Genomic DNA, 22460 nt, shown 5'->3' on the forward strand with positions numbered 1-22460 from the left:
TTTATATTAGTAGGTATAACTATAACTACTAAAGAGGTGAGAGTATGACAACGGCATTATATTTAGAAGATGCATACAAAACGAGTTGCGAAACAGAAGTGATAAAAGTAGAAGGGAATAAAGTATTTCTAAAAGAAACAGTTTTTTATCCAACTGGTGGAGGGCAGGAATGTGATACGGGTGTCATTGTACAAGATGGGTCTGTATTTGAAGTTGAAAAAGTAAAGAGGGAGCAGGGAGAAATAGTTCACTATATAAAAGATGAATCTCAAGTAAAATTAGGTCCAGTTAAATTAGAGATTAATTGGGAAAGACGTCATAATTTAATGCGTCATCACTCTTTACTGCATCTTATCGGAGCTGTTGTTTATGAAAAGTATGGAGCACTATGCACCGGAAACCAAATTTATCCTGATAAAGCACGTATCGATTTTAATGAGTTACAAGAGTTATCGAGCGTGGAAGTAGAAGAAATTGTTGAGGAAGTGAATAAACTTATTGAGCAAAATAAAGAAATTTCCACTCGTTATATGAGCCGCGAAGAAGCAGAAAATGCTGTAGGAATGATTAAAACAGCAATAAATCTCCTGCCAACTACTATCCAAGAAATCCGCATTGTTACAATTGAAAATTTAGACGAACAAGCTTGTGGAGGCACACATGTGAAAAATACGAGTGAAATAGGAACACTTGTTATTGATAAAGTGAAAAGTAAAGGGAAGCAAAATCGTCGTTTTGAAGTAAGGGCGATTTAGATTGTGAGGGGTTACCGATGGATGAAATTATAAAGGAATTACAAAAGTTAGGATTTTCCCAGTATGAATGTAAAGCGTATATTGGATTGTTAAAACACTCCCCAGTAACAGGCTATGAAGTGAGTAAACAAACAGGAGTACCTCGTTCTATGATTTACGAGGTACTCGGTAAGTTAATGGATAAAGGAGCGGTGCATATTGTACCTTCTGAACCAGTTAAATATGTACCAGTACCAGCTACCGAATTAATGAATCGAATGCGAAAAGACTTTGAAAAGTCCTTTGAATTTTTAGATGAGAAACTAAATTGTTTAGAACAAGAGCGACAAATAGATGTAATTTCGCATATTCGCTCAAATGATCGTGTTTTAAAAGAAATATGCAATATAATTAATAGGGCAAAGGAAGAATTATGGATTTCTGTATGGGAAGATCAAGTGCATGAAATTGAGCCGTACATTCATCAAAAGGAAGAGGAAGGCGTACATATATTTTCAATCTTATTTGGAGCTCCAGAAACAAAAATAGGAGCCACGTTTCATCATAATTATATGACGCCCCACGTTGTTGAAAAGAGAATGGGTGGTCATTTAACTGTTATTGCTCGTGACGGAGAGGAAGTATTAATTGCGAACTTCTCAAATGATAGCACTTCATGGGCCGTTACAACGTATGACCCAGCGCTAGTTCTCGTTGCGACAGAGTATGTGCGGCACGATATTATGGTTGAAGAAATCACAAAGGAATTTGGAGCTGATAAGTTAGATACGTTATGGCGTGAAAATATAGATTTAGTTCATGTCGTAACAGGAAAACGAACTTTAGAAGGAATGGAGGATGATAGAGATGAGTAAAGCTGAGGCACATGTAGCTTTGCAGAGCGATGATACATTTCAGCAAGGAGTAAAAGATTGTTTACCAACTGTATTTGGTTATTTGAGCATCGGTATAGCAGCTGGTGTAATTGCAAAAACAGCAGGTTTTTCTATCATTGAAATTGCATTTATGTCCACTTTAATTTATGCAGGTTCTGCCCAATTTATATTAGCTGGTATGTATGCAGCCGGTGCTCCTGCTTCCGCAATTATTTTTACTGTATTTTTTGTTAATTTACGCCATTTATTAATGAGTGCTGCCCTCGCACCGTACTTTACGAAACTACCTCTATTAAAAAACGTCATTATCAGTTCTCAAATTACAGATGAAACTTTCGGCGTTGCAGTGCAGCATGCAGCGCAAAAAGGATATTTAGGTGAAAGATGGATGATTGGGCTTAACGTAACAGCGTATTTAAATTGGATACTTGCTACCATTATTGGCGGGCTATTTGGTGAGTGGATACCAGACCCGCATACATATGGGATGGATTATGCATTACCAGCGATGTTTATCGGGTTATTTGTACTTCAGCTCATAAGTAGTAAACCAAAGCTAGCAATTCATTTAAGTGTTGCAATTGTAGCGATTATTATCGCATACGTTTCACACCTATTTATGCCAGATAGTATAGCGGTTATTATCGCAACATTACTAGCTGCGACGATTGGAGTGGTGATTGAAAAATGGAAATGAGATTAGATGTATTATTACTTTTACTAGCAGCAGGAGCTGTTACACTCGTGCCACGTATTTTACCTCTACTCGTATTTAGTAAACTACAAATTCCTGACTGGGGTTTAAAATGGTTAAATTACATACCAATTGCGATATTAGCAGCGCTTTTAGCACAAGTTTTATTTATGCATGAGACGATGCAGTGGGATTATCTTATTACAGCAATCCCAACATTTCTTGTTGCAATATATACTCGTAGTTTATTAGGTACAGTATTAACGGGAGTGTTTGTGATTATTTTGTTACGTTTCTTTTTCTAAAAAGGATTACGCTCATATAATAGCGAAAAGTGTAATAACATGAAAAATATAGGGGTGGTGTTATGATACTTTTAACGATAGGAGCAATTTTGTTAACGTTGTTTATTTTCTTTATTCTCGGTTTTATTACATTTATGATGTTTGTTGATAAGGCGACGCCTCAAATATATTATACACCTTGTGAATCAGTGACAGTGAAAGCTAAAGGTAAACATAGAAGGAAGAAAAGTTGAAAGTTGGCTTTTCTTCCTTCTTCTATTACATCCCCGAAAGAACTAACAACAACAGCCCAAATAGAAAACTAATAAAGGAAAGAAAACCAATACATATCGAGAACACACGATTATTTCTCCATTCGTGCCAAAAAGCGATAAATCCTAAAATACAAAGGAAAAACCAAATGGGCAGGAATATGAACTCGCTAACTTTCTCGGGGAGTAACGAATAAAAAGTTGTTACATATAAAATCCAATTAGTAAAAAATAAAATGCAAATGATAATAGATTGTAGGTAGGGGCGGTTGAAAAATCTCCCTTTTTTTACGGTTTTAAAAATGATAGTTAGCGCTGAGATAAAGGCAATGAGTATGAAAATAAGTAAGAGTAATGTCAGCGTCATTTGATTCTCCTTTATAAGATTGTTTTTATCACGCATGGGCAGTAAGACCCACACCTTAAAACTCAACGTAAGAAAAGAGATTAGGTGGGGGATGAACATCCCCCATTGATTGAAGTTTTACTTTACAAGAAATGAATCTATTAAATTGTATGCTTGTTTTGTAGAGTGCCTGTTATATTTTTCAGTGTACGGATTTAGAAATCCATGTTCACCGTGTAGTTGTTTTATTTCTAATAAAGGATTTTTTTGTTGCTGCAATGTTTGAATTAAAGAGGATACTGAAAAACTAGCTTCTTTTTCAGGAAATATAAGTAGTGTAGCGCATGTAGGCTTTATGTGAACATAGTCGCGTATACGAGAACCGTAACATCCGATAATAAAATCTATTTTCGGATTGTTACTACATAGCCATGAGACGGTAGCTCCAACGCTAAAGCCGATAAGACCAATATGTGTATAACTACTAGAAAGATGAGAAATGAATTCTTCAATTTGCTTTTTTCCATAATCAAATCCAATATGATTTACAAAATGTTCATATGCTTTTTCTTCATCACTATAATGAAATGCATGTTGCGATTGTAGAAGGTTAGGACAGAATACGTCTATATGAGATGAAGTAAAGTGGTTGGTAACGTGATGCATATGGTCGTTCACACCATATATTTCATGAACAATAACGAGAGCTACTTTTTTCTTCATAGTTATATTGTGCCTCTTTGAAACTTAAATTCTTTCTCAACAAGGCAGATACGCAGGTGGAAGTTTTCATACCATTGCTCACGACCTCTTTTTTTCGCTTCTTTATGTAAGGTGTTCTTTTTCCAATTTTCAATCGCATCAAGTGATTCCCAATAAGAAATTGTTATTCCGAGTCCAGAATTACCTCGTGCACTTTCTACACTTAAAAATCCAGGTTGTTGCTTTGCAAGTTCCTCCATTTCTTCGGCAACGGTATTATAGTCTGTTGTATCATTTGATAAATTAGAAGTGAATATCACCGCATAATAATGATTCGCCTTTTGTGAAGCATTTTCCATATAAAATCCCCCTTTAATAAGTATTTTAGCATGTAAAAAAGAAAAGAAGCAGTACGCTTCTTTTCTTTTTTTACGCTGTGAATTTTAATCCAGCATATATTTTACGACCCTTTTTTTGAATCCAACATACTTGTGCATTTCTCTTTTGAATATTACGTTCTTCCATTGTTACTTGTATAATTTGGTCAATCACAAGAGGGATGTTCGTTTGTACTTGGCACCCACCTGTACTATAGTCGACAATGGTCGCTTCAATCGGCATCCCATTCATATGCAATGTTCCAGAAGACATCAGTTGCTCACGTATATGTTGCCTGCGAAATTGTCTTGGTGCTTTTTTGGTATTTTTTATGAAAGATGCAATTGCTAGTGTAAGAAATACTTTATCGTACACCTTTTCCACCCGGTCATTAACCGGTTTACTAAATAGATGAAGAATGAGTTTACAATATTGCTCATGGGATACATCATCAAATGATACACCAACTTGTACAGAATTTTCTTGTCTCCGAATCCATTTTTTTGTACTATGAATCTTTTCTACCTCGCCAAAAGATAGCGTATAGGAAGATAGACTTGATAAAGTTTCAAATGGAATGGAGGGATCTAATTCAAAACGTGCCCCCGTTTCACTAATATCAAGGACATGGCAAGAAATGATCATATCTTCGGCATATAAAGTACCTGGTAAATTTACTACGAAACGTTCTGAATTTCGAAAACGCGGTCTTTCAAATGCTACAAATAGTGAAGTGACAATAGCTATCCCGTTATATAGTACCCAAAAAATATTAATATATAAGCTCTCTCTTTCAATATGATATTGCTCAGGATATAAGAGCATAAGTGTTGCCCGAATCAGTGCAATAATTGTTAAAATGAGTAATACGAGGTGAGGGACGCTTGCAATCCATAAAAAATGCCTTGTATTATTTTGAACTCCCTTTCTTGTCACATGAAATTGAAATTTTTTACGTAAGAAAGTTTCTGATAAAATAGCAAATCCCATATAAGGAGCCATAGCAACTTCGTACACATGACTCCACGTAGTTGTTCGTTTTTTATTAGAAACAGCTTTGAAAATAAGCTGTGATGTTAAAAAAGCAGGTGCCCAGAACATAAATAAGTGCATAAAATTAATTTCTAAACTATAAATATCAAATATTAAAAACAATAGCGGTGCTAGTAAAAATATCATTTTATAAACACCGAAAAACCAATAATGAATTCCATCTGCATATAAAAGACGCTGCATAAAAGATAATCCTTTTATAGTGAAAGGATTCCACTTTTTTACGACTTGAATATTCCCTCTACACCAGCGGTCCCGTTGTTTTAATAAATCACTAAATGTTTCTGGGGATAATCCAACAGCAAGTGTTTCATTGACAAATATAGTTTCCCATTTGTTAGCTTGTAGTAGCATACCAGTTGCCATATCCTCAGTAATAACTCCAGTCGCAAATCCTCCAATTTCTTCAAGAGCGGTGCGGCGAAATAGAGCGTTACTACCAACATACATCGTAGCATTAAAGCGATCTTTTCCTTCTTCTAACTGGCGCATAAAGAAATCTTGTTCATTGGCGATGTTATCTTCAAAAAACAAATTATATTGGAAAGGATCAGCATTGTAAAAAACTTGTGGTGCTTGAACGAATACAACATTATTTTTAGAAAAATAACCAATCGTTCGCTCTAAAAAGTTAGCTCGTGGTATCATATCAGCATCCATTGTTACGATAATATCACCTTTTGAATGAAGCATCGCATGATTTAAATTTCCAGCTTTTGCATGCTTATTTTCGGTGCGAGTTATGTGATGAACAGAAAACTCTGCCGCAAGTTGCTTTACACTTTCACGGCGCCCGTCGTCACAAATATAAATGTTTAGTAACTCTTTCGGATAAGTAATCAACGTACAACCAGCTACAGTACGTTTTAATAAATCGATCGGTTCATTGTAAGTTGCAATAAATATGTCGACAGTGGGTAGTTTTTCGAAAGTGGATAATGGTACTTCTTTCCGTTTATATGGCTTCCATGAAACAATGCTGAAAACGATAGATTGTAAGTAACCAGCCCATTCTGTAATTAACAATATAATACCAGCGATAATACTTATGAGATTAATAGTTGGTAACGAATAAAAAGTTCGCCAAATAAGATAAATAGCATTACAAATGAGAAATAGAATAATAAGTAATTTTTTTGACCATAAATATTTGTGTGCAAGGGCGTAAGTCATAATGATTACGAAAAAAATAATACCTAAACCTTCGTATATAGAAAGGCTCATACAATTCCTCCTTTATGTGTAGAGTGGGAAACAGGAAAAACTTTATATTATTCGTTTATAAAGATTTAGTTATTTCCAAATCATACATTATCACAAAATATAGGTTTAGAGTATAAATTTTACATTTTCTTATTATAAGTTTAAAAAATTAGAAGAAATAATAGTTATATTTTTGATTCATAAGAAAAATGCCACTTCAAAAGAGAAGTGGCATTTCTTATATTTCCTCTAAGCTATTAACTGGAACAGTTAATTCGCGTCCTGGGTTTTTTACTTCATATATGCGGGCGGTTTCATTGCTTTCATCGACGTGTTGAATCATAACAGGCATGCCTTGAAAACTGACATTGGCTTGTTCCGCTGACACAGAAAGCTCTATTGCACGTTGTATATTCATTTATATTCCTCCCATCATTATTATCTTTGCTAAAAAAGAGGAATAATATACCATTTAGAGACATTCTTAAAGTTTTTGTATTATTTGTAATGTTTCTTTAATAAATGAAGTGAAGATGGAATCAGGATAACCATCTATCGTTTGAACTGCTTCTTTTGCTTCTTTCAGAGCAGCTGGTTTATCTTGAAGTTTTATATGACACAGGGCACGATAAGACCCGGCTGTTAATACCCACGATTGATCAAGTGGATGAGTCATATAATCTGGTATGGTAGCGTGTTTTAATATTGCCAAAGCTTCCTTATAACGTTTTAAGCCATACAAAGATTTTCCTTTTTCAAGATAATATAATCCATCGTCTTGAAAGATTGGTTCATCTTTTAGTTTTTCTCGGAATTGTTCTAGATGTTCTAATGCGATTGTATATTCATTAGTAATTGTGTTGTAGTAGTAAGCTTTTAAAATATCAATAATCGCAATGGATAGAATATCTTCTGTAAAAATGGCAAATTGCTCCGATTTTTTTATGTAATATAAATACTGTTCTTTATCAGCTGTAATGACTTTTTGGTAAGATAAAATGCGATAAAATTCATCTGTTTTATAATACACTTGATGTTTTTTTGAAAATGCAAGTGCATCTAAAATGACTTTTTCACATTTTTTATAATTGCCGTATGCGAGTAAAATAATGGCTTCTTTTAAGTATAGTTGTATATGTGTAATGAGATCCATTTCTAAATTCTTCGTTTTATATTCATCGCGAATTTTGGTAATCAACTGTAAACATTCTTTATATTTTTTCCGTTTGTAGAGCATATAGTAAAACAGTAGTTTCGTTTCAGTACTTTCACGATACAAAGTATATTTTTCAAATATAGAAACAGCTGTTTCAACGTAATATTCAATATTGTAATCGTTCATAATGGCCGCTCCAGTTATGAACTGTTTATATAAACGTGCTGTGTTTAAAGTAAGGGGTAGTTCTTTTTGAACGATAGGTAGTAAAGTCTTGTATACTTCATCGCATTTATTTGATTTTATTAATGGCTCCATTTTTTGAATGAGTTCCACAATTTCTTCTTCATCTTCTTCTAATAAAAAGCTCGTTTCACATTCAAGTTTTTCCGCAATATATTGTAATGTTTTCATAGAAGGTGTAGCTTTTCCATTTTCAATTTGACTAAGCATACTTTTTGTCAGTTCCGAACCTGCCAGTGCTGTTTGCGTAAGCTTTTTTTCTTTTCGTAATGCTTTAATTTTTTCACCGAGAGTTGCCATATTATTGCTCCTTTATATTCAAGAAGTTTAATTGTATTTAACTTTTTGTTGTGAAAATTGGAAAGTTGATTATATAATAAGTTTAACACAATTTAACTTTTAAGGGGAGAGAGTCAAAAATGGGAGATATAAGTATAGGACAACATGATTCAAGAATGAAGATTGCAACTAGAAATATCATTTTAATGATGATTGGAAAAATGACGTCTTTATTAGGCGCAGGTATTTATACGTTCGCAATGGGGTTATATGTATTAAAGACTACTGGTTCAGGGATGGGGTTTGCAATTACGCTCGTTTGCGGATCACTTCCAAGGATGATCTGTGGCCCAATTGCTGGTGCTGTAGCAGACCGTGTGAATCGAAAATGGCTTGTCATTGGTACTGATTTATTAAGTAGTTTAACGATGCTTAGTATGTTTATTCTTGCTACTATATTTGGACCATCACTTCTTTTTATTTATATTTCAGCAGCATTATTATCAATTTGTGCAAGTTTTTATTCCGTTGCATTAACTTCGTCTATTCCGAGTTTAGTAGATGAAGGACGTATTCAAAAAGCGAGTGCTTTAAATCAAACGGCGGCTTCTTTATCAAATATTTTAGGGCCGATTATTGGCGGAGTTGTATATGGTTTCTTTTCAATTAAATCGTTTTTCCTATTAAATAGTATTACGTTCTTTTTAGCAGTTATTTTGCAATTATTTATCGTATTTGATTTATATAAAAAAGAAGTGGCTGAGAGTACAGAGCATTTCTTGACGAGTATAAAAGAAGGTTTTTTATATGTAAAAAGACAACGTGAAATATATGGTTTAATGAAAATAGCATTGTGGGTAAACTTTTTTGCGTGTGGTCTAACAGTTGCACTTCCATACATTATCGTCCATACATTGCATTTATCTTCAAAGCAACTCGGTACTGTAGAGGGAATGTTAGCAGTCGGGATGCTAATGGGAGCGATTGCTTTATCAGTGCGTAAAGAAGTGAATAATCCGTTTCGTTCTATTTATACTGGACTGTTTTTGTTTGCAGGTTTAAGTTTATGTACAGTCTTTCCGTTGTTAGTTGTCATTCCAAAAGTAGCAAGTTTTATTTACTATATTGCTTTTATGATGTTAACTGGTATAGCAATTATGATTGTAAACATTCCAATGCAAGTACATATGCAAAAAACGACAGATCCGAGCTACCTAGGGCGTGTGTTTGGCCTACTTGAAACAATTGCGACTGCAATCGCACCACTTGGTATGATTGTATATGGACTACTATTAGATATGTTGCCAACTAGCATTGTTATGATGACAATAGGCGGAGGTTTATTGTTAGTTGTATTAGTTGGAGTAAAGCAACATATGGCGAAAAAACAAGTAGATGTGTCCGCTTAAAAATAAGAAAATAATAAAAATTTGACTTATCATTATAAAAATGACTAAATTAGTATTTTAGTTTTTGAAACTCTTTTTCATGTATGTTAAAGTAAAGTGAGCTTGCAAAGAAAAGGAGACAACAGCATGAAAAAATTAAGTTTTGTTATGCTTTTTCTATTAGTCGTAATGGCTGGATGTAGCAATTATGACACATATATTGAAACAGGTATGCAATCATTGAAAGATGAAAAGTATAGTGATGCAACAATGTGGTTCGAAAAAGCAGAAAAAGAGAAATCAGGAAATGAAGCGAAATCATATAAAGAAGTTGCTGAGAAAATGGATCACGGAGCAACAGCATTAAAAGATGGTAAGTATTTAGAAGCGAAAGACATTGCAAATGAAGTGTTACAAAAGAAAAAAGATGCTGAACTTGAAAAAGCTGTAACATCAAATGCAGAGAATATGCTTCAAAAAGCAAAAGATGTGGAAGAGAAAGTAAATGAAAGAGTGGCAAAGCGTAGAAAGGTAGAAGAAGAAGGAATCGATAAAATTATTAAAGCTGTCGATAGTATAGATGAAGTGAAAGAAAAAGAGAAGAAAGTATCAGAAGCATTAGATAAGGCTGAAGAGGCGCAAGCAAAAATTGAGGCAAAGAAAAATAAATAGATTTATAGTTTGAAAGGCTGTCGTGCATAACGACAGCCTTTTAATTTTTTGTTGCAAATGAAGTGATGCTCTGTAGTAAAAAAGAAATGATTTTAGAATTCCATCTGTCCTCATGATGAATCGTATAAATGTTACGCTGAAATTCAAATTCAGGGATTGGTATATAGCATAGCTCATTTCGTTGTATTTCTTGCTCGATAGCAAGTTTAGAAATAAAGGCAATTCCATTACCATATTTTAAAATTTGTTTCATCGTTTCTAATGAGTCTAATTCAATTTCAGATTGGAATGTAATGTTGTGCGCCAACGTCCATTGTGTAAGTAAATCTCTCGTTGTAGATGGATTACGATGCAATAGTATGCGTTCCTTTTCGATATTTTGTAACGATACATTGTCTTTCTTTGAAAAATGATGTTCTTTGGAAAAGGCAAGAACAAGTGTATCGGGCATTATATTCGTTTGTTTTAAAAGTGGTTCATCAAATGGAGCAGCGGAAATTATCCCAAGATCGATTTCGTGATTTTGTAGCATCATTCGAATTTCAGGGGCTGTTTTCACTAGTAGCGTTATTTTTATATTGGGAAATTCACATTGAAATTGATGAACGACTTCTGGCAAAAGATAAGTCGCTGGTACATAACTAGCGCCGATTGTTATAGCACCTTTATGAAAATCTTTAAACTCTTGCGTGACACGTCTAGCTTCTTTCATAAGTGCATCTATTTTACAAGCATAATGGTGCAAAGCCTCACCAGCCTCTGTTAAGAAATACCTTCCAGAACGTAATTCGAATAGAGATACACCGAGTTCTTCTTCTAAGCTTTTTATATGAAATGTAATAGTTGGTTGTTTAACGCCAAGTTTTTCTGCAACGATTGTAAGCTTTTTGTATTTCTTAATAAGTACTACAATTTCTAATTTTAAGAGATTCATTATGAATTGCCGCCTTTTTTATTTTAACTATAGAAAAAATCTATAGAAATAAATAGTTTATTAGAAGTTTTTTAATTTAATCTTTACAGTACATTAACATTCAGTATAAATCTTCCATATAGAATGAAAGCAGGTTAAGAATGAGGGGAGAGAGGTGAAGCAATGGATATTACAATTAGTGGATTAGAAAAGGCATTTGGAAAAATACAGGCGTTAAAGACGTTGCAGATTGTAATGAAACAAGGGGAATTCACTACACTTTTAGGGCCTTCGGGGTGTGGGAAAACGACTTTACTTAGAATGATAGCAGGGCTTGAAGAACCGGATAAGGGAGAAATATATTTTGGAGAACAGTGCATGTATTCTGCTACAAAAAAGATAAAGACATCTCCTCATGAACGGAATATCGGTATGGTATTTCAAGATTTTGCTTTATGGCCGCACATGACTGTTTTTGAAAATGTTGCATTTGGTTTAAGAGCTACAAAGCAAACGAATCAATTGCGAGAAAAAGTAGAAGATGCGATAAAGCGAGTTCGCCTGCAAGGTATGGAGAAAAGGTATCCACACGAACTTTCTGGTGGACAGCAACAACGTGTCGCATTCGCTAGAGCAATTGTAACAAAACCTCATTTTATTTTGTTTGATGAACCGCTAAGTGCACTCGATGCAATTTTGCGAGAAGAAATGAGAATAGAGCTTATGGATATCGTTCATTCCATTGGTTTAACTGCACTGTATGTCACTCACGACCAAACAGAAGCAATGTCAATGTCAGACCAAATTATTGTCATGAAGCAAGGAGAAGTATTACAAAAAGGAACACCGGAAGATATTTATGTGAAACCGTCTCATGAATTTGTTGCCAAATTTGTTGGTAAGGCGAATTGGCTTGTAGAGGGTAAAAAAATGGTTCGTCCAGAGCATGTGAGCTGGACGAAAAATGAAGTGTGCGAAATGTATACAGGTGAAATTAAGCACGTTACATATGTAGGAGAACGGTATGAAATAAAAGTAAACATGGGGGCACTCGGAATATGGACAGCTTATCACAATAGTAAATTAAGCATCGGTAAACCAGTATCGTTATATGTGCCAAAAAAATGTATTCATCATATAGGGGGAGAATCATATGAAGAAATTCAGTTCGCTTAAGTCTTTATTTGTATGTACTTTATTATTTTCGGCTGTAGTAACAGGGTGTAGTTCAAAGACAGGCAATGCAGATGCAAAAAGTAAAAATACGACTGAAAAGAAAATTGTTGTATATAGTGCAGGGCCAAAAGGGTTAGCAGAAAAAATTCAAAAAGACTTTGAAAAGAAAACTGGTATAAAGGTGGAAATGTTTCAAGGGACAACTGGTAAAATTTTAGCGAGAATGGAAGCTGAAAAGAAAAATCCAGTCGTTGATGTAGTCGTACTTGCATCATTACCAGCGATGGAAGGATTAAAGAAAGAGGGTCAAACGTTAGCTTATAAAGAAGCGAAACAAGCTGATAAGCTGCGTTCTGAATGGTCAGATGATAGAGGATATTATTTCGGGTATAGTGCTTCAGCATTAGGGATTGTGTACAATACAAAAAATGTGAAGACAGCGCCTGAAGATTGGAGCGATATAACGAAAGGAGAATGGAAAGGGAAAGTGAATTTTCCAGATCCAGCACTTTCAGGTTCAGCTTTAGACTTTGTAACAGGATACGTGAAAAAGAATGGAAAAGATGGATGGAATTTATTTGAACAACTTAAGAAAAATGAAGTTACAGTAGCAGGAGCAAATCAGGAAGCGTTAGACCCAGTTGTAACAGGTGCGAAAGATATGGTAATTGCGGGTGTTGATTATATGACGTACAGCGCAAAAGCAAAGGGTGAACCTGTTGATATCGTATATCCAAAAAGCGGAACAGTTATTAGTCCACGCGCAGCGGGAATTTTGAAGGATAGTAAAAATGTAGAAGGCGCAAAAGAGTTTATTGATTATTTATTATCCGATGATGTACAAAAACAAGTTTCTAAAGCGTATTTATTGCCTGGTAGAACAGATATAAAAGCTGAAAATAGACCAAATGTAGAAGAGATTCCAGTATTAAATATTGATTGGAAAACAGTTGAGAAAGAGCAAGATGAAATAGGAAAACAATTTAAGAAAGTATTTCAATAAGATGGTGATTCCATGGTAAATCGATTCGTATCAGTAAGGCAAGTTGGAATGACGGTAGCGTTATTGCTTGTGGCGATGTTAATCGTCATTCCCCTTTTTCTTATTTTATTTTCTAGTATATATGAAAATAGCAGTTGGAACTTTTTAAAGCCTTTTGAAGTGATGCAGAGTGGTGGATTAGCTGGGATTTTTCTGAATTCGCTGCTTCTAGGTGTACTCGTTGTAATAGGAGCTACAATATTTGCATTTCCATTGGCGTTTATTATGAGCAAAACAGATGTAGGAAAGTATAGTAAGTTAGATATTGTTTTTATGATTCCATTTATGACACCGCCGTATATTGGATCAATGGGCTGGATTTTGTTCATGCAACCTAACGGCTATTTTGAACAATTTTTTCCGATGCTAAAGACAGTTTCATCATCGTTTTTTAGTTTAGGAGGTATGGTCTTAATTATGAGTCTGCATTTATTCCCATTCCTTTATTTCATGCTGAAAAACACGTTACTTCAGATTGGGAGTAGTAAAGAAGAAGCTGCAGCAGTTCATGGCGGAAGTTTTTTCTATCGTTTAAGAAAAATAATATTGCCGTTATTAGTATCAAGTTATGTAATGGGTGCTTTACTCATTTTCGTAAAGACGATTGCTGAATTTGGAACACCGGCTACATTCGGACGTAGAATAGGATTCCACGTGTTAACATCAGAAATCCATAAATTTATTTCGAGTTGGCCAATTGATTTTAGTAGTGCAACAGCATTATCTTCTTTATTACTTAGTGCTTGTATGCTTATTTGGTATATGCAAAATGTATTGAATCGAAAGTATTCATATGCAATGGTTAGTGGAAAAGGTGTGAAATCTAAAAGATATACTTTGTCTATATTTACGCGCGTTGTAGCATGGATGTATGTAATTGGTTTATTAATCGTATCAATTGGAATTCCATACTTTTCTATACTTATTGCTTCTTTGTCAAAATTAAGAGGCGGCGGTTTACATGTAAATAACTTTACAACAAGCCATTATGAGGCATTGTTTACAATAGGATCTCCGGGATTAGAGGCTTTATGGAATAGTTTTCTTTTTTCACTCGTAACAGCGATTATCGCGGTAATGATTGGAGTCTTTTTGGCACTTATGATTCGAAAGGGGAAAAAAACCTCTGAAAAATGGCTTGATATGTGCGGTATGTTACCGAATATGGTACCAGGAATCGTTATGGTTGTAGGTCTTATTCTATTTTGGAATTCACCATATATGCCTATGTCAATTTACAATACACCAGTTATGGTTATCGTAACGTATGTTGTGCTGTTTTTACCTTACACGGTGCAATATGTAAAATCATCACTCGGACAAATTGATGATTCTCTCATGCAGGCAGGAAGTGTTTTTTCTGGAAATTATATTTATATTTTTAGAAAAATAATATTGCCTCTTATTATCCCAGGCATTCTTGCTGGATGGGCGATGACATTTACAATTTCGATAAGAGAGTTAGTAGCATCGCTTCTCGTATTACCTCCATCAGTAGAAACTTCAGCAACATTTATTTTTGCTCAATTTGAACAGGGTGAAGTATCTATAGGAATGGCGATGGCCGTTGTTTCTGTTGGACTTACAACAATATGCTTATTACTGCTGCAACATATGGAGCAAAAACGAAAAGGGGTAGCATGATGAGAGTGGAAGTATGGGGAGGAGCAGGAGAATACGGTCGCTCCTGCTATTTTGTAAAAAATAAAGAGGCGAAAATAGTATTTGATTGTGGTATTAATCGATCATATGAGAATAGTTATCCAAAAATAGAGAGAGAAGCTGTTCCGTTTTTAGATGCGGTATTTTTATCACATATTCATGAAGATCATACGATGGGTTTACCTTTATTAGCGAAGTATGGATATAAGAAAAAAATTTGGACGACTCGTTATACGAAGGAGCAACTGCCGTTATATTATGAAAAATGGAGAAACTATAATGTGATGAAAGGGTGGAATTTACCTTATATCGACCAAAATATAAAAGATTTAAATTATGTATGTATTGATGAGATTAGCAATCCAAATGAATGGGTACAAATTACTCCTACATTGCGGTTTCAATGGGGATATAGTGGGCATGTATTGGGAGCTGTTTGGTTTTTAGTTGATATGTATAATACATACGTATTTTATTCAGGCGACTATTCAGCAGAGTCTAATATACTACGAGCTAATTTACCTGAGAAATTGGATCACAATATAAAAGTTGCAATTGTAGATGCCGCTTATCACACAGATGATGTTTCGCAAAATGAAAGATTAGACGATCTATGTGCAGAAATTGAACGAGTTATGCAAAATAAAGGAATAGCATTATTACCGCTGCCACAACTTGGTAGGGCGCAAGATATAGTATTGTATTTATATGAACGATATAAAGAATTTCCTCTTATAGTAGATAAAGAAATCTTGGCTGGATTTGAAGAGATGTTCGTATACAAAGATTGGATAAAAAATAATGAAGAACTTAAATGGGTTATGAAGAGTCTAAAAAGAAACATAATAGTTATGGATAATGACATTTGTATGCAAAATAGTTACGGAATAGTTGTAATGAGTGATGCGAATATGCAAACGAAACGAGCACAGTTATACTATGGACAGCTTCGGAATGAAAAACGTAATTCCGTTATTTTTACTGGGCATATTGCTAAAGGGAGTTTTGCAGAAAGAGTTATGAAAGAACATGTAAGGAGTACATGTAGGGTGAATCGAGTTTCGTATAAAGTTCACCAAAGTATAAGAGACGTTAAAAAGATGTTAAATACATTATTACCAGAACATACGGTGCTAGTACACGCTTTGAAAGAGGATACAGATCGATTACAACAAAAGCTAAGTACAGCAGGATATGAAAATGTATATTCACTTGCAATGGAACGTATAGAAGTCATTTAAAATACAAAGGGGATAGGTATATGAAAAAAGTATTTGTATTCGTAAGCATTTTCTTTTGTTGTTTCCTTTATAACGTTAAGGAAGGGTTTACTGCTAGTCCAATGAAACCTAGTTTTGAAGTGAAGTTATTATTAAAGCCAGAACAAGTATTAGGTTATAACAAAGAGATGAAGCAAGAGGTGCTAGAACATTTCCATGCTGGTACAAAATATGAAAGAATACAAGTGCAATTTTTAGATACTGCGAATAAAAGTTTAAGCGATGAAGGTTGGTTTGCTAGAATTCGAAAAAAAGAATTTAGTAAAGATTTTGAACTAACATATAAAAAAAGATACCCTATTCAAAATGGTGTAATTCAAGATGCACTAGAAGTAGCTAAAAAAGAAGGATTCGATAGTAATACGGATAGTTATGAGGCGGAAATAGATTGGGGATTTGAGAAGAAAACATTAAGCATTTCAAATAAGAAAAGCTACAGTGCTAAAGGATATGGGGTACTTGATTTACCAAATGAACAAGCTGCTCAAAACATGTTAATAGAAAAGTTACCAGGGAAAATGAACAAATGGTTGTATACAAATTGGGGAGAAGAGATGTTAAAGAATTCCCGTATTTACGGTCCTGTATTAATGAAACGATATACAGGAGAGTTTGAAAACATAAAAGCAAATATTGAAATTTGGCCATTAAGTAATACCGGAAAATTAGAAGATGACTTCGTAATAGAAGTGTCATTTAAAACAAATGAAGAAAGTATTGCGACAAAACAAAGGGAATTATTAATGGGGAGTTTAGAGAAAAAAGACTGGTTGTTACCGAAAGATAGTTTAAAGACAGAGCTTATTTTTCAGTAAATGAGAAAAAAGGAATCCATATTTCGTGGATTCCTTTTTATATATGAGTATTAAGCTAAATCATGTACAGAGATAATAAAGTTGTTTAATTTACAATAAAGTCATTTAAAAAATAATATAGTTGTTTAAAAATCCTTCTTCTACTAACGAGGCAGGTTAGTGGAAGAAATAGCAAGTGGGTTTAACTAGGAGAAGTGTCGATGACATTAAAGAAGACACCGAGGTGTCTTCTGTTTTTTAAATTAAAAATATCGATAAATTAGGATTTATTTACTTAACATTATACTTATTTTCGGACCGAGGCATCTAATCGGTGAGTATATACAAACCAAGTAATGCTTGCTGTTAATAATGTTGACGAAATTAAAGCTGTAAGAACACTATATGTTTGCCAAATAAGTATCGTTGACCAATCGAGGGCAAAAAACATTATACACTGGGCAATCGTAGCGATTAGGAAAATAATTGTTACGATTGTTCTCTTTTTTGTCATTGGCTGCTGCTCATTCGTTTTCCTTTTTCTTAATCCTAAGAAAAATAACAGAACGGCTAATAGGCAAAGAATAATTGTGGTAGACGACAAAATGATGTCCAAAAGCTGTGTGCCGCTTATCTCATATGACTGAGTTAGATTGCCGTTTAATATATTTTTAACTTTTAGTACCAGGTTTATATTGGTATTTGCGCCGTTGCTCAGTAAGCAGATGGCTGTTCTTTCATTTGGCAGTATGGCTACTTCGGTACTAAAATTTGGATTACCCCCAGTGTGTTCTATAAACGTTTGTTCGGCGTTTACCGACCAACCTGCCGCATAATACATATCATTGACAGCCGAAACAGACATATCACCCCTATGTGATTTTTCGATAGCCCTGTGAAATATTTCGGGTATGTCCTGCACAATACCCATCTGTATGCCCATCCAACGCGCCATATCTTTTGTATTAGAAATGATATAGCCGGCAGGTTTATTCCCAGCATAATCCGGAGCGTTAAATGGAGTTGTTATAAAAAAGGAAGAACGGTAGCCCTGTGCTAACTGTCCAGTGGCTTGAGCATCTTCTTTATAAACATACGTCTGGTGAAGACCTAAGGGTATAAATACCTGCTCCTTCATAAAGTCTTCATAGCTTTGTCGTGATACAATCTCAATAACCAAACCCAATACGTCATAATTAACGGTTCCATAGTTATATTGTTCACCGGGAGAGAACGCCAATTCTGCATCTACCAGCGTTTCCACGGTCTTTTGCAACATATCAGGCGTATTACCTTGTGGAATATTTTGAAGATGTCTAATATTTGTTAGGCCGCTGGTATGGTGAAGAAAGTTATTTAGTGTAAGGTTTTGCATATCAACAGGTTTACCTTGATACTTTAACGTAAACCAAGGTAAATATTTTTGGATAGGGTCAGTCATTGATAGCAGCCCTTGCTCTTCCAATAGCAAAATCCCCATACCAGTAAAAGCTTTACTCACCGAGGCCAACTCATAGAGTGTATTTTCACTTGCAGACAATCCCTTTTCAAGATCTGCATACCCAGAAGAAAAGTAGAACACTTCACCATCAGCAAGTATTGAGATTGACATTCCAGGCACACCTGATGTACGACAGGCATCATCTAGCAATGCTTGTATTGCCTCAGATTTCGAATCTGACAACGCATAACTTTGTGTTGCGAATCCTGGGAATAATATAAATATCGTTAATACAAAAACAATAGTCTTTTTCATACACTCTCCTTTTTGAAGAATTATAAGGATATAAATAACTTATTTTTATAACTATAAACTAAATTCTAATTTATCTTTCTATTTACCTATATAATATGAAATAATTGTGAAGAGTTACACTTAAACTAACGGGGGCGTTAGTTCAATAAGAAGTAAACAACTTTATTATTCATTTTTTAAGCATTACATAAGCAGATGGATATAATTTGAAACAACTTTAAAGAGGCTTGCTGCATATAGAATGTAGTAAGCCTCTTATCTTTTTTAGTCAAAATTCAATAACTTTATTATCACTATACAAATCAGCTGACACGAACATATCACTGTTTTGAAGATTTTTAGAGCGTAAACTATAAGCAACTACCTTCTTTTTATATTGTTTTACAACATCAACATGCTCTTCATGACTGTAAATATAAAATGTGAAATCTTTTTTACCACGTTTTGCATTGATAATTAAAGGAGTGCCTTCATTATGGGGTGGTGCATAATAGCGATCTAAAAATAAACCTTCGTTAAAATCATGAATAATTTTTGATTTCTTTTCGCCTTCTACGTTATTTCCGTGAATTGTAATAGTCACATTCTCTTCGTCAAGTTGTGGATGTGTTTCGTACTTGCTAATAATGGATTCAATAACAGTGTTAGGAAGGCTAGAAACGATAATTTTAAATGCTCCAAATACAACTAACATCACAATAAACCAAGTCGTCATAGTATATCATCCCCTTTATTCTATTTAATAATATAACTCATATGGTAATAGTACATATGGTGAAGTTTTGTATAATTTGTGAAAAATATGCCATTTTTACGAACAAAATGTTAGAAAAATCAATTTTGTTACAAAAAGTTGAAATCGAAGTATTTTAAAAGAAAAAGGTTTATAATAAAAATATAACTAATAACCACATTACTAATTATAAGGAAGTGTAACTATGAGTACTGTAGCAATCGTATATGGTATTATTCTTTCCACAATTATTGTTTTGTTTTTCGTTGGGGTTTCACGTTATATTCATAAATGGAAAGAAGGCGTTGCGAAATTAAATCACATTGAAGAAGAACTTAGTGATTTAATGTTACATCATGGTAAATAAAAAGATAATTTTTTAACGAAACAATGTGAAGAATATCACAAAACATGCTTTTCTAATGAAGGCATGTTTTTTTGTTGTTTAAGAAAAGAAGTATTTTTGTATAAATAATCTAATTATTACTTAAAAAGGGAAATTTATTTAGTATAATATATAATATGTTTATTTTAGGGGGAGTATCATGAGGGGATTAAAAGTTGTTGGAATTATAGCTGGAATTACTATAGTAGGCTGTATAGCTTTCTTTTCAGTGAAGGAATATGTCAATTCCAAAGAAGACTCTAATTATGTGCTAAATTACATAAAAGAACATAAGGATGATAAAACAACTTCTTTAATTGTTAAAAGAAATGGTGAAACATTGACATCAATAAATGAAAAAGAAAAACTACCGCTAGCAAGTATGTCGAAAATCGTTATAGCAATTGAATATGCTAAGCAAGTAGCTGAAGGGAAAATAAGAAAAGACGAGCAAATTTCATTGAAAGAATTAGAAAAATACTATGTGAAAAATACTGATGGTGGTGCACACCCTGCATGGCTAGATGATGTAAAAGTTAAAGAGTTAGTGAAGGGTGGTCAAACTTCTTTAGAAGAAGTAGTGAAAGGAATGATCCATTATAGTTCGAATGCGAATACATCATATTTATTGGACAAGCTTGGAGCAGCGCGGATAAATGAAAGTTTGAAAGAGTTAGGCTTAAATAGTCACGATGAATTTTATCCAACGTATACAGGGGCATTATATATGAGGGGCTATGTTGAAAAAGAACTGCATATTCCTCAAAATAAAGCATTGGACAAGCTACGTAATATGTCTAATGATGAATATGTTAAGCATGTATGGCAAATACATGAATGGATGAAAGACGAGAAAGAATGGACAAAACGCGAGATATCGTTAAAAGCCGATATGGACTTTCAGCGTATTTGGTCAGATCGGTTTATAGGTGCAAATGCGAAGGATTACATGAGTTTACTGGAAAAGATAAATAGCAGAAATTATTTTACACCACAAATGCAAGGTGAGATTGAGAATATATTTAAAGGAACCGTAGGAGAGGGTATGTTCGAATTTGCTGGACAGAAAGGTGGTTCTACGGCATTTGTATTAACAAATAGTTTCTATGGTACTGATAAAAAAGGGAATAAGATTGAGATTGTCTTTATGATGAACAATTTGAGTGAAAAAGCATTTGAAAAACTTCTAAGTAATATGGATTACTTTATTCGAGACATTGCCATAAGTGAGGAATTCAGAAATAAATTATAATGAAATAATTTTATTATGTAAACAAAAGAGCGCTTATGCAAAGCGCTCTTTTTTAATACAGGATTTTCCAATCTTGTTATTGAATATAAATTGAAAATAAGAAAGGAGGTTGAAAAATGACAACAATATATTTCGTTCGCCATGCCCATTCTACCTATACAAAAGAAGAACGGGAGCGACCTTTATCTGAAAAAGGGTACTTAGATGCAGAGAATGTAACACGCTTATTAAAAGATAAACATATTGAGGTTGTGATTTCTAGCCCGTATAAAAGAGCAATCCAAACTGTACAAGGAATTGCGAATACATATAAATTATCAATACAAACAGAAGAAGATTTGCGTGAAAGATTATTGAGCACAGAGCCGGTATCAAATTTTAATGATGCTATGCAGAATGTGTGGGAAGATTGGAGTTTTGCATACGAAGGCGGAGAATCGAATGATGTCGCACAAAGGCGCGCTGTAATATGTATGCAAAATATATTAAAACAATATGAAGGTAAGAATATTGTAATAGGTACGCATGGAAATATTATGGTATTACTCATGAATTATTTTAATTCGAAATATGATTTAGAGTTTTGGAAAACACTTCATATGCCTGATGTGTATCAATTAAATTTTGATAAAAATCGTTTCATTTCTGCTGAAAGAATAGAGAAAACAGGTCATCGGTTAAATATTTTGTAAAAGTTTATCAAAAAAAGAGGAAAGAGAGAAGTTATTGTAGAAGTATGACTTTGTAACATAAAAAATATATGTTAAAGGAGGCTGTTTACATGTTTGAGAAAGAGAAAGAAGGGCTTATTGAAGTTCAAAACGTATATGAAATTGCACCAGAAGATGGAACAATTATTGGTATGGCAACGGAAGAAGAAATGGAAATTGCTGCTGAACTAGAGTTACAGTACTATGCCCATTCTCGTTTGTTAGAAGCAAATATTCAGTTAGACGGTTCCTCCTACAAAGAGTTACTTCAGGAGTTCCAGGAGTACGAAAGAAAATCAATGAGCTTTTGGCGAGCGATACATAAACGTTTAGCTGTGCCATGGGCGTGGGTACTACGTATTGATGTTGCGAATGGCCCTATATATGTAAGTAATGGAAGTTCATATTACGAAGAAATCGATGATGAAGAAGATTATGAATAGATAAGTAAGGAAGC

At 34.0% G+C, this 22460-nt stretch carries 26 protein-coding genes; 17 read left to right on the forward strand and 9 right to left on the reverse strand.

Going from position 1 to position 22460, the window contains the following annotated elements:
* Positions 1–44: 44 nt before the first annotated feature.
* The 5 genes from ACW0JX_RS08530 to ACW0JX_RS08550 all read left to right on the forward strand — a co-directional run bounded on the left by ACW0JX_RS08530 (position 45) and on the right by ACW0JX_RS08550 (position 2862).
* Positions 45–755 carry an alanyl-tRNA editing protein gene (locus ACW0JX_RS08530; RefSeq protein ID WP_459245565.1) on the forward strand — a complete coding sequence of 237 codons (711 nt, stop codon included), beginning with the start codon at positions 45–47 and terminating at the stop codon, positions 753–755.
* A 17-nt stretch (positions 756–772) separates the two neighbouring features.
* Positions 773–1609, forward strand: coding sequence for a TrmB family transcriptional regulator (locus ACW0JX_RS08535; RefSeq protein WP_016513054.1), 837 nt, complete (start codon positions 773–775; stop codon positions 1607–1609).
* On the forward strand, positions 1602–2327 hold the full coding sequence (locus ACW0JX_RS08540; protein ID WP_459245566.1) for an AzlC family ABC transporter permease: 726 nt from the start codon (positions 1602–1604) through the stop codon (positions 2325–2327). Before ACW0JX_RS08535 ends, ACW0JX_RS08540 begins: the two co-directional genes overlap by 8 nt.
* A complete protein-coding gene (locus ACW0JX_RS08545; protein WP_459245567.1) occupies positions 2318–2629 on the forward strand; it encodes an AzlD domain-containing protein in 312 nt (103 codons plus the stop codon). The genes ACW0JX_RS08540 and ACW0JX_RS08545 overlap by 10 nt, the downstream gene beginning before the upstream one ends.
* Positions 2630–2691: 62 nt before the next feature.
* Positions 2692–2862, forward strand: a complete 171-nt coding sequence (locus tag ACW0JX_RS08550; protein WP_000602245.1) for a DUF3951 domain-containing protein — start codon at positions 2692–2694, stop codon at positions 2860–2862.
* A 25-nt stretch (positions 2863–2887) separates the two neighbouring features.
* Here the strand turns inward: ACW0JX_RS08550 and ACW0JX_RS08555 are convergent, their stop codons facing one another.
* From ACW0JX_RS08555 to ACW0JX_RS08580, 6 genes are all read right to left on the reverse strand, one after another.
* Positions 2888–3247, reverse strand: a complete 360-nt coding sequence (locus tag ACW0JX_RS08555; protein WP_080681727.1) for a hypothetical protein — start codon at positions 3245–3247, stop codon at positions 2888–2890.
* 117 nt (positions 3248–3364) lie between these two features.
* A complete protein-coding gene (locus ACW0JX_RS08560) occupies positions 3365–3949 on the reverse strand; it encodes a dienelactone hydrolase family protein (RefSeq protein WP_078401707.1) in 585 nt (194 codons plus the stop codon).
* A 2-nt stretch (positions 3950–3951) separates the two neighbouring features.
* Entirely contained in the window at positions 3952–4287 is a 336-nt protein-coding gene (locus tag ACW0JX_RS08565; RefSeq protein ID WP_459245568.1) for an antibiotic biosynthesis monooxygenase family protein, read from the reverse strand.
* 70 nt (positions 4288–4357) lie between these two features.
* Entirely contained in the window at positions 4358–6583 is a 2226-nt protein-coding gene (locus ACW0JX_RS08570; protein ID WP_459245569.1) for a glycosyltransferase, read from the reverse strand.
* 217 nt (positions 6584–6800) lie between these two features.
* On the reverse strand, positions 6801–6980 hold the full coding sequence (locus ACW0JX_RS08575) for an H-type small acid-soluble spore protein (protein ID WP_001025734.1): 180 nt from the start codon (positions 6978–6980) through the stop codon (positions 6801–6803).
* 66 nt (positions 6981–7046) lie between these two features.
* Positions 7047–8261 carry a helix-turn-helix domain-containing protein gene (locus tag ACW0JX_RS08580; protein ID WP_459245570.1) on the reverse strand — a complete coding sequence of 405 codons (1215 nt, stop codon included), beginning with the start codon at positions 8259–8261 and terminating at the stop codon, positions 7047–7049.
* Between the two features lie 119 nt (positions 8262–8380).
* On the opposite strand from ACW0JX_RS08580, the gene ACW0JX_RS08585 reads away from it, so the two are divergent.
* Together ACW0JX_RS08585 and ACW0JX_RS08590 are read left to right on the forward strand one after the other, a co-directional pair.
* The gene (locus ACW0JX_RS08585) at positions 8381–9649 is read left to right on the forward strand and encodes an MFS transporter (RefSeq protein ID WP_000502473.1); all 1269 of its coding nucleotides are present in this window, start codon (positions 8381–8383) and stop codon (positions 9647–9649) included.
* 126 nt (positions 9650–9775) lie between these two features.
* Positions 9776–10300, forward strand: a complete 525-nt coding sequence (locus ACW0JX_RS08590; protein WP_000736436.1) for a DUF4398 domain-containing protein — start codon at positions 9776–9778, stop codon at positions 10298–10300.
* A gap of 40 nt (positions 10301–10340) precedes the next feature.
* Here the strand turns inward: ACW0JX_RS08590 and ACW0JX_RS08595 are convergent, their stop codons facing one another.
* Complete coding sequence (locus ACW0JX_RS08595; protein ID WP_001050611.1) at positions 10341–11234, reverse strand: LysR family transcriptional regulator; 894 nt, start codon at positions 11232–11234, stop codon at positions 10341–10343.
* Positions 11235–11396: 162 nt separating this feature from the next.
* On the opposite strand from ACW0JX_RS08595, the gene ACW0JX_RS08600 reads away from it, so the two are divergent.
* From ACW0JX_RS08600 to ACW0JX_RS08620, 5 genes are read left to right on the forward strand one after another with little or no spacing between them, the layout of a single operon-like run.
* Entirely contained in the window at positions 11397–12389 is a 993-nt protein-coding gene (locus ACW0JX_RS08600; RefSeq protein WP_069355356.1) for an ABC transporter ATP-binding protein, read from the forward strand.
* Positions 12367–13392 (forward strand): ABC transporter substrate-binding protein, encoded by a 1026-nt coding sequence (locus ACW0JX_RS08605; protein WP_459245571.1) that lies wholly within the window; start codon positions 12367–12369, stop codon positions 13390–13392. Before ACW0JX_RS08600 ends, ACW0JX_RS08605 begins: the two co-directional genes overlap by 23 nt.
* 12 nt (positions 13393–13404) lie before the next feature.
* A complete protein-coding gene (locus tag ACW0JX_RS08610; RefSeq protein ID WP_459245572.1) occupies positions 13405–15075 on the forward strand; it encodes an ABC transporter permease in 1671 nt (556 codons plus the stop codon).
* The gene (locus tag ACW0JX_RS08615) at positions 15072–16334 is read left to right on the forward strand and encodes an MBL fold metallo-hydrolase (protein WP_459245573.1); all 1263 of its coding nucleotides are present in this window, start codon (positions 15072–15074) and stop codon (positions 16332–16334) included. Before ACW0JX_RS08610 ends, ACW0JX_RS08615 begins: the two co-directional genes overlap by 4 nt.
* 20 nt (positions 16335–16354) lie before the next feature.
* A complete protein-coding gene (locus tag ACW0JX_RS08620; protein ID WP_459245574.1) occupies positions 16355–17188 on the forward strand; it encodes a hypothetical protein in 834 nt (277 codons plus the stop codon).
* Between the two features lie 286 nt (positions 17189–17474).
* On the opposite strand, the gene ACW0JX_RS08625 is transcribed toward ACW0JX_RS08620, so the two are convergent.
* Positions 17475–18923 (reverse strand): serine hydrolase domain-containing protein, encoded by a 1449-nt coding sequence (locus ACW0JX_RS08625; RefSeq protein ID WP_098138324.1) that lies wholly within the window; start codon positions 18921–18923, stop codon positions 17475–17477.
* Between the two features lie 268 nt (positions 18924–19191).
* Positions 19192–19638: a YfmQ family protein gene (locus ACW0JX_RS08630; protein ID WP_029441929.1), complete on the reverse strand. Its 447-nt coding sequence runs from the start codon at positions 19636–19638 to the stop codon at positions 19192–19194.
* Positions 19639–19679: 41 nt separating this feature from the next.
* Between ACW0JX_RS08630 and ACW0JX_RS08635 the strand changes: the two genes are divergently transcribed.
* From ACW0JX_RS08635 to ACW0JX_RS08655, 5 genes are all read left to right on the forward strand, one after another.
* Complete coding sequence (locus tag ACW0JX_RS08635; RefSeq protein ID WP_012593193.1) at positions 19680–19796, forward strand: hypothetical protein; 117 nt, start codon at positions 19680–19682, stop codon at positions 19794–19796.
* Between the two features lie 65 nt (positions 19797–19861).
* Positions 19862–20023 (forward strand): hypothetical protein, encoded by a 162-nt coding sequence (locus ACW0JX_RS08640; RefSeq protein WP_000108701.1) that lies wholly within the window; start codon positions 19862–19864, stop codon positions 20021–20023.
* 178 nt (positions 20024–20201) lie between these two features.
* Positions 20202–21293 (forward strand): serine hydrolase, encoded by a 1092-nt coding sequence (locus ACW0JX_RS08645; protein ID WP_001214676.1) that lies wholly within the window; start codon positions 20202–20204, stop codon positions 21291–21293.
* Positions 21294–21409: 116 nt separating this feature from the next.
* Positions 21410–21985, forward strand: coding sequence for a histidine phosphatase family protein (locus tag ACW0JX_RS08650; protein ID WP_459245575.1), 576 nt, complete (start codon positions 21410–21412; stop codon positions 21983–21985).
* Positions 21986–22074: 89 nt separating this feature from the next.
* On the forward strand, positions 22075–22446 hold the full coding sequence (locus ACW0JX_RS08655) for a hypothetical protein (RefSeq protein ID WP_000461779.1): 372 nt from the start codon (positions 22075–22077) through the stop codon (positions 22444–22446).
* Positions 22447–22460: the final 14 nt, after the last annotated feature.

This window comes from Bacillus sp. C-3-6, assembly GCF_054509685.1.

What these genes read in the sequence shown, in the direction of transcription:
- ACW0JX_RS08530 (WP_459245565.1), top strand. Translation starts at nt 45, where the DNA reads ATGACAACGGCATTATATTTAGAAGATGCATACAAAACGAGTTGCGAA.
- ACW0JX_RS08535 (WP_016513054.1), top strand. Translation starts at nt 773, where the DNA reads ATGGATGAAATTATAAAGGAATTACAAAAGTTAGGATTTTCCCAGTAT.
- ACW0JX_RS08540 (WP_459245566.1), top strand. Translation starts at nt 1,602, where the DNA reads ATGAGTAAAGCTGAGGCACATGTAGCTTTGCAGAGCGATGATACATTT.
- ACW0JX_RS08545 (WP_459245567.1), top strand. Translation starts at nt 2,318, where the DNA reads ATGGAAATGAGATTAGATGTATTATTACTTTTACTAGCAGCAGGAGCT.
- ACW0JX_RS08550 (WP_000602245.1), top strand. Translation starts at nt 2,692, where the DNA reads ATGATACTTTTAACGATAGGAGCAATTTTGTTAACGTTGTTTATTTTC.
- ACW0JX_RS08555 (WP_080681727.1), bottom strand. Translation starts at nt 3,247, where the DNA reads ATGACGCTGACATTACTCTTACTTATTTTCATACTCATTGCCTTTATC.
- ACW0JX_RS08560 (WP_078401707.1), bottom strand. Translation starts at nt 3,949, where the DNA reads ATGAAGAAAAAAGTAGCTCTCGTTATTGTTCATGAAATATATGGTGTG.
- ACW0JX_RS08565 (WP_459245568.1), bottom strand. Translation starts at nt 4,287, where the DNA reads ATGGAAAATGCTTCACAAAAGGCGAATCATTATTATGCGGTGATATTC.
- ACW0JX_RS08570 (WP_459245569.1), bottom strand. Translation starts at nt 6,583, where the DNA reads ATGAGCCTTTCTATATACGAAGGTTTAGGTATTATTTTTTTCGTAATC.
- ACW0JX_RS08575 (WP_001025734.1), bottom strand. Translation starts at nt 6,980, where the DNA reads ATGAATATACAACGTGCAATAGAGCTTTCTGTGTCAGCGGAACAAGCC.
- ACW0JX_RS08580 (WP_459245570.1), bottom strand. Translation starts at nt 8,261, where the DNA reads ATGGCAACTCTCGGTGAAAAAATTAAAGCATTACGAAAAGAAAAAAAG.
- ACW0JX_RS08585 (WP_000502473.1), top strand. Translation starts at nt 8,381, where the DNA reads ATGGGAGATATAAGTATAGGACAACATGATTCAAGAATGAAGATTGCA.
- ACW0JX_RS08590 (WP_000736436.1), top strand. Translation starts at nt 9,776, where the DNA reads ATGAAAAAATTAAGTTTTGTTATGCTTTTTCTATTAGTCGTAATGGCT.
- ACW0JX_RS08595 (WP_001050611.1), bottom strand. Translation starts at nt 11,234, where the DNA reads ATGAATCTCTTAAAATTAGAAATTGTAGTACTTATTAAGAAATACAAA.
- ACW0JX_RS08600 (WP_069355356.1), top strand. Translation starts at nt 11,397, where the DNA reads ATGGATATTACAATTAGTGGATTAGAAAAGGCATTTGGAAAAATACAG.
- ACW0JX_RS08605 (WP_459245571.1), top strand. Translation starts at nt 12,367, where the DNA reads ATGAAGAAATTCAGTTCGCTTAAGTCTTTATTTGTATGTACTTTATTA.
- ACW0JX_RS08610 (WP_459245572.1), top strand. Translation starts at nt 13,405, where the DNA reads ATGGTAAATCGATTCGTATCAGTAAGGCAAGTTGGAATGACGGTAGCG.
- ACW0JX_RS08615 (WP_459245573.1), top strand. Translation starts at nt 15,072, where the DNA reads ATGATGAGAGTGGAAGTATGGGGAGGAGCAGGAGAATACGGTCGCTCC.
- ACW0JX_RS08620 (WP_459245574.1), top strand. Translation starts at nt 16,355, where the DNA reads ATGAAAAAAGTATTTGTATTCGTAAGCATTTTCTTTTGTTGTTTCCTT.
- ACW0JX_RS08625 (WP_098138324.1), bottom strand. Translation starts at nt 18,923, where the DNA reads ATGAAAAAGACTATTGTTTTTGTATTAACGATATTTATATTATTCCCA.
- ACW0JX_RS08630 (WP_029441929.1), bottom strand. Translation starts at nt 19,638, where the DNA reads ATGACGACTTGGTTTATTGTGATGTTAGTTGTATTTGGAGCATTTAAA.
- ACW0JX_RS08635 (WP_012593193.1), top strand. Translation starts at nt 19,680, where the DNA reads ATGGTAATAGTACATATGGTGAAGTTTTGTATAATTTGTGAAAAATAT.
- ACW0JX_RS08640 (WP_000108701.1), top strand. Translation starts at nt 19,862, where the DNA reads ATGAGTACTGTAGCAATCGTATATGGTATTATTCTTTCCACAATTATT.
- ACW0JX_RS08645 (WP_001214676.1), top strand. Translation starts at nt 20,202, where the DNA reads ATGAGGGGATTAAAAGTTGTTGGAATTATAGCTGGAATTACTATAGTA.
- ACW0JX_RS08650 (WP_459245575.1), top strand. Translation starts at nt 21,410, where the DNA reads ATGACAACAATATATTTCGTTCGCCATGCCCATTCTACCTATACAAAA.
- ACW0JX_RS08655 (WP_000461779.1), top strand. Translation starts at nt 22,075, where the DNA reads ATGTTTGAGAAAGAGAAAGAAGGGCTTATTGAAGTTCAAAACGTATAT.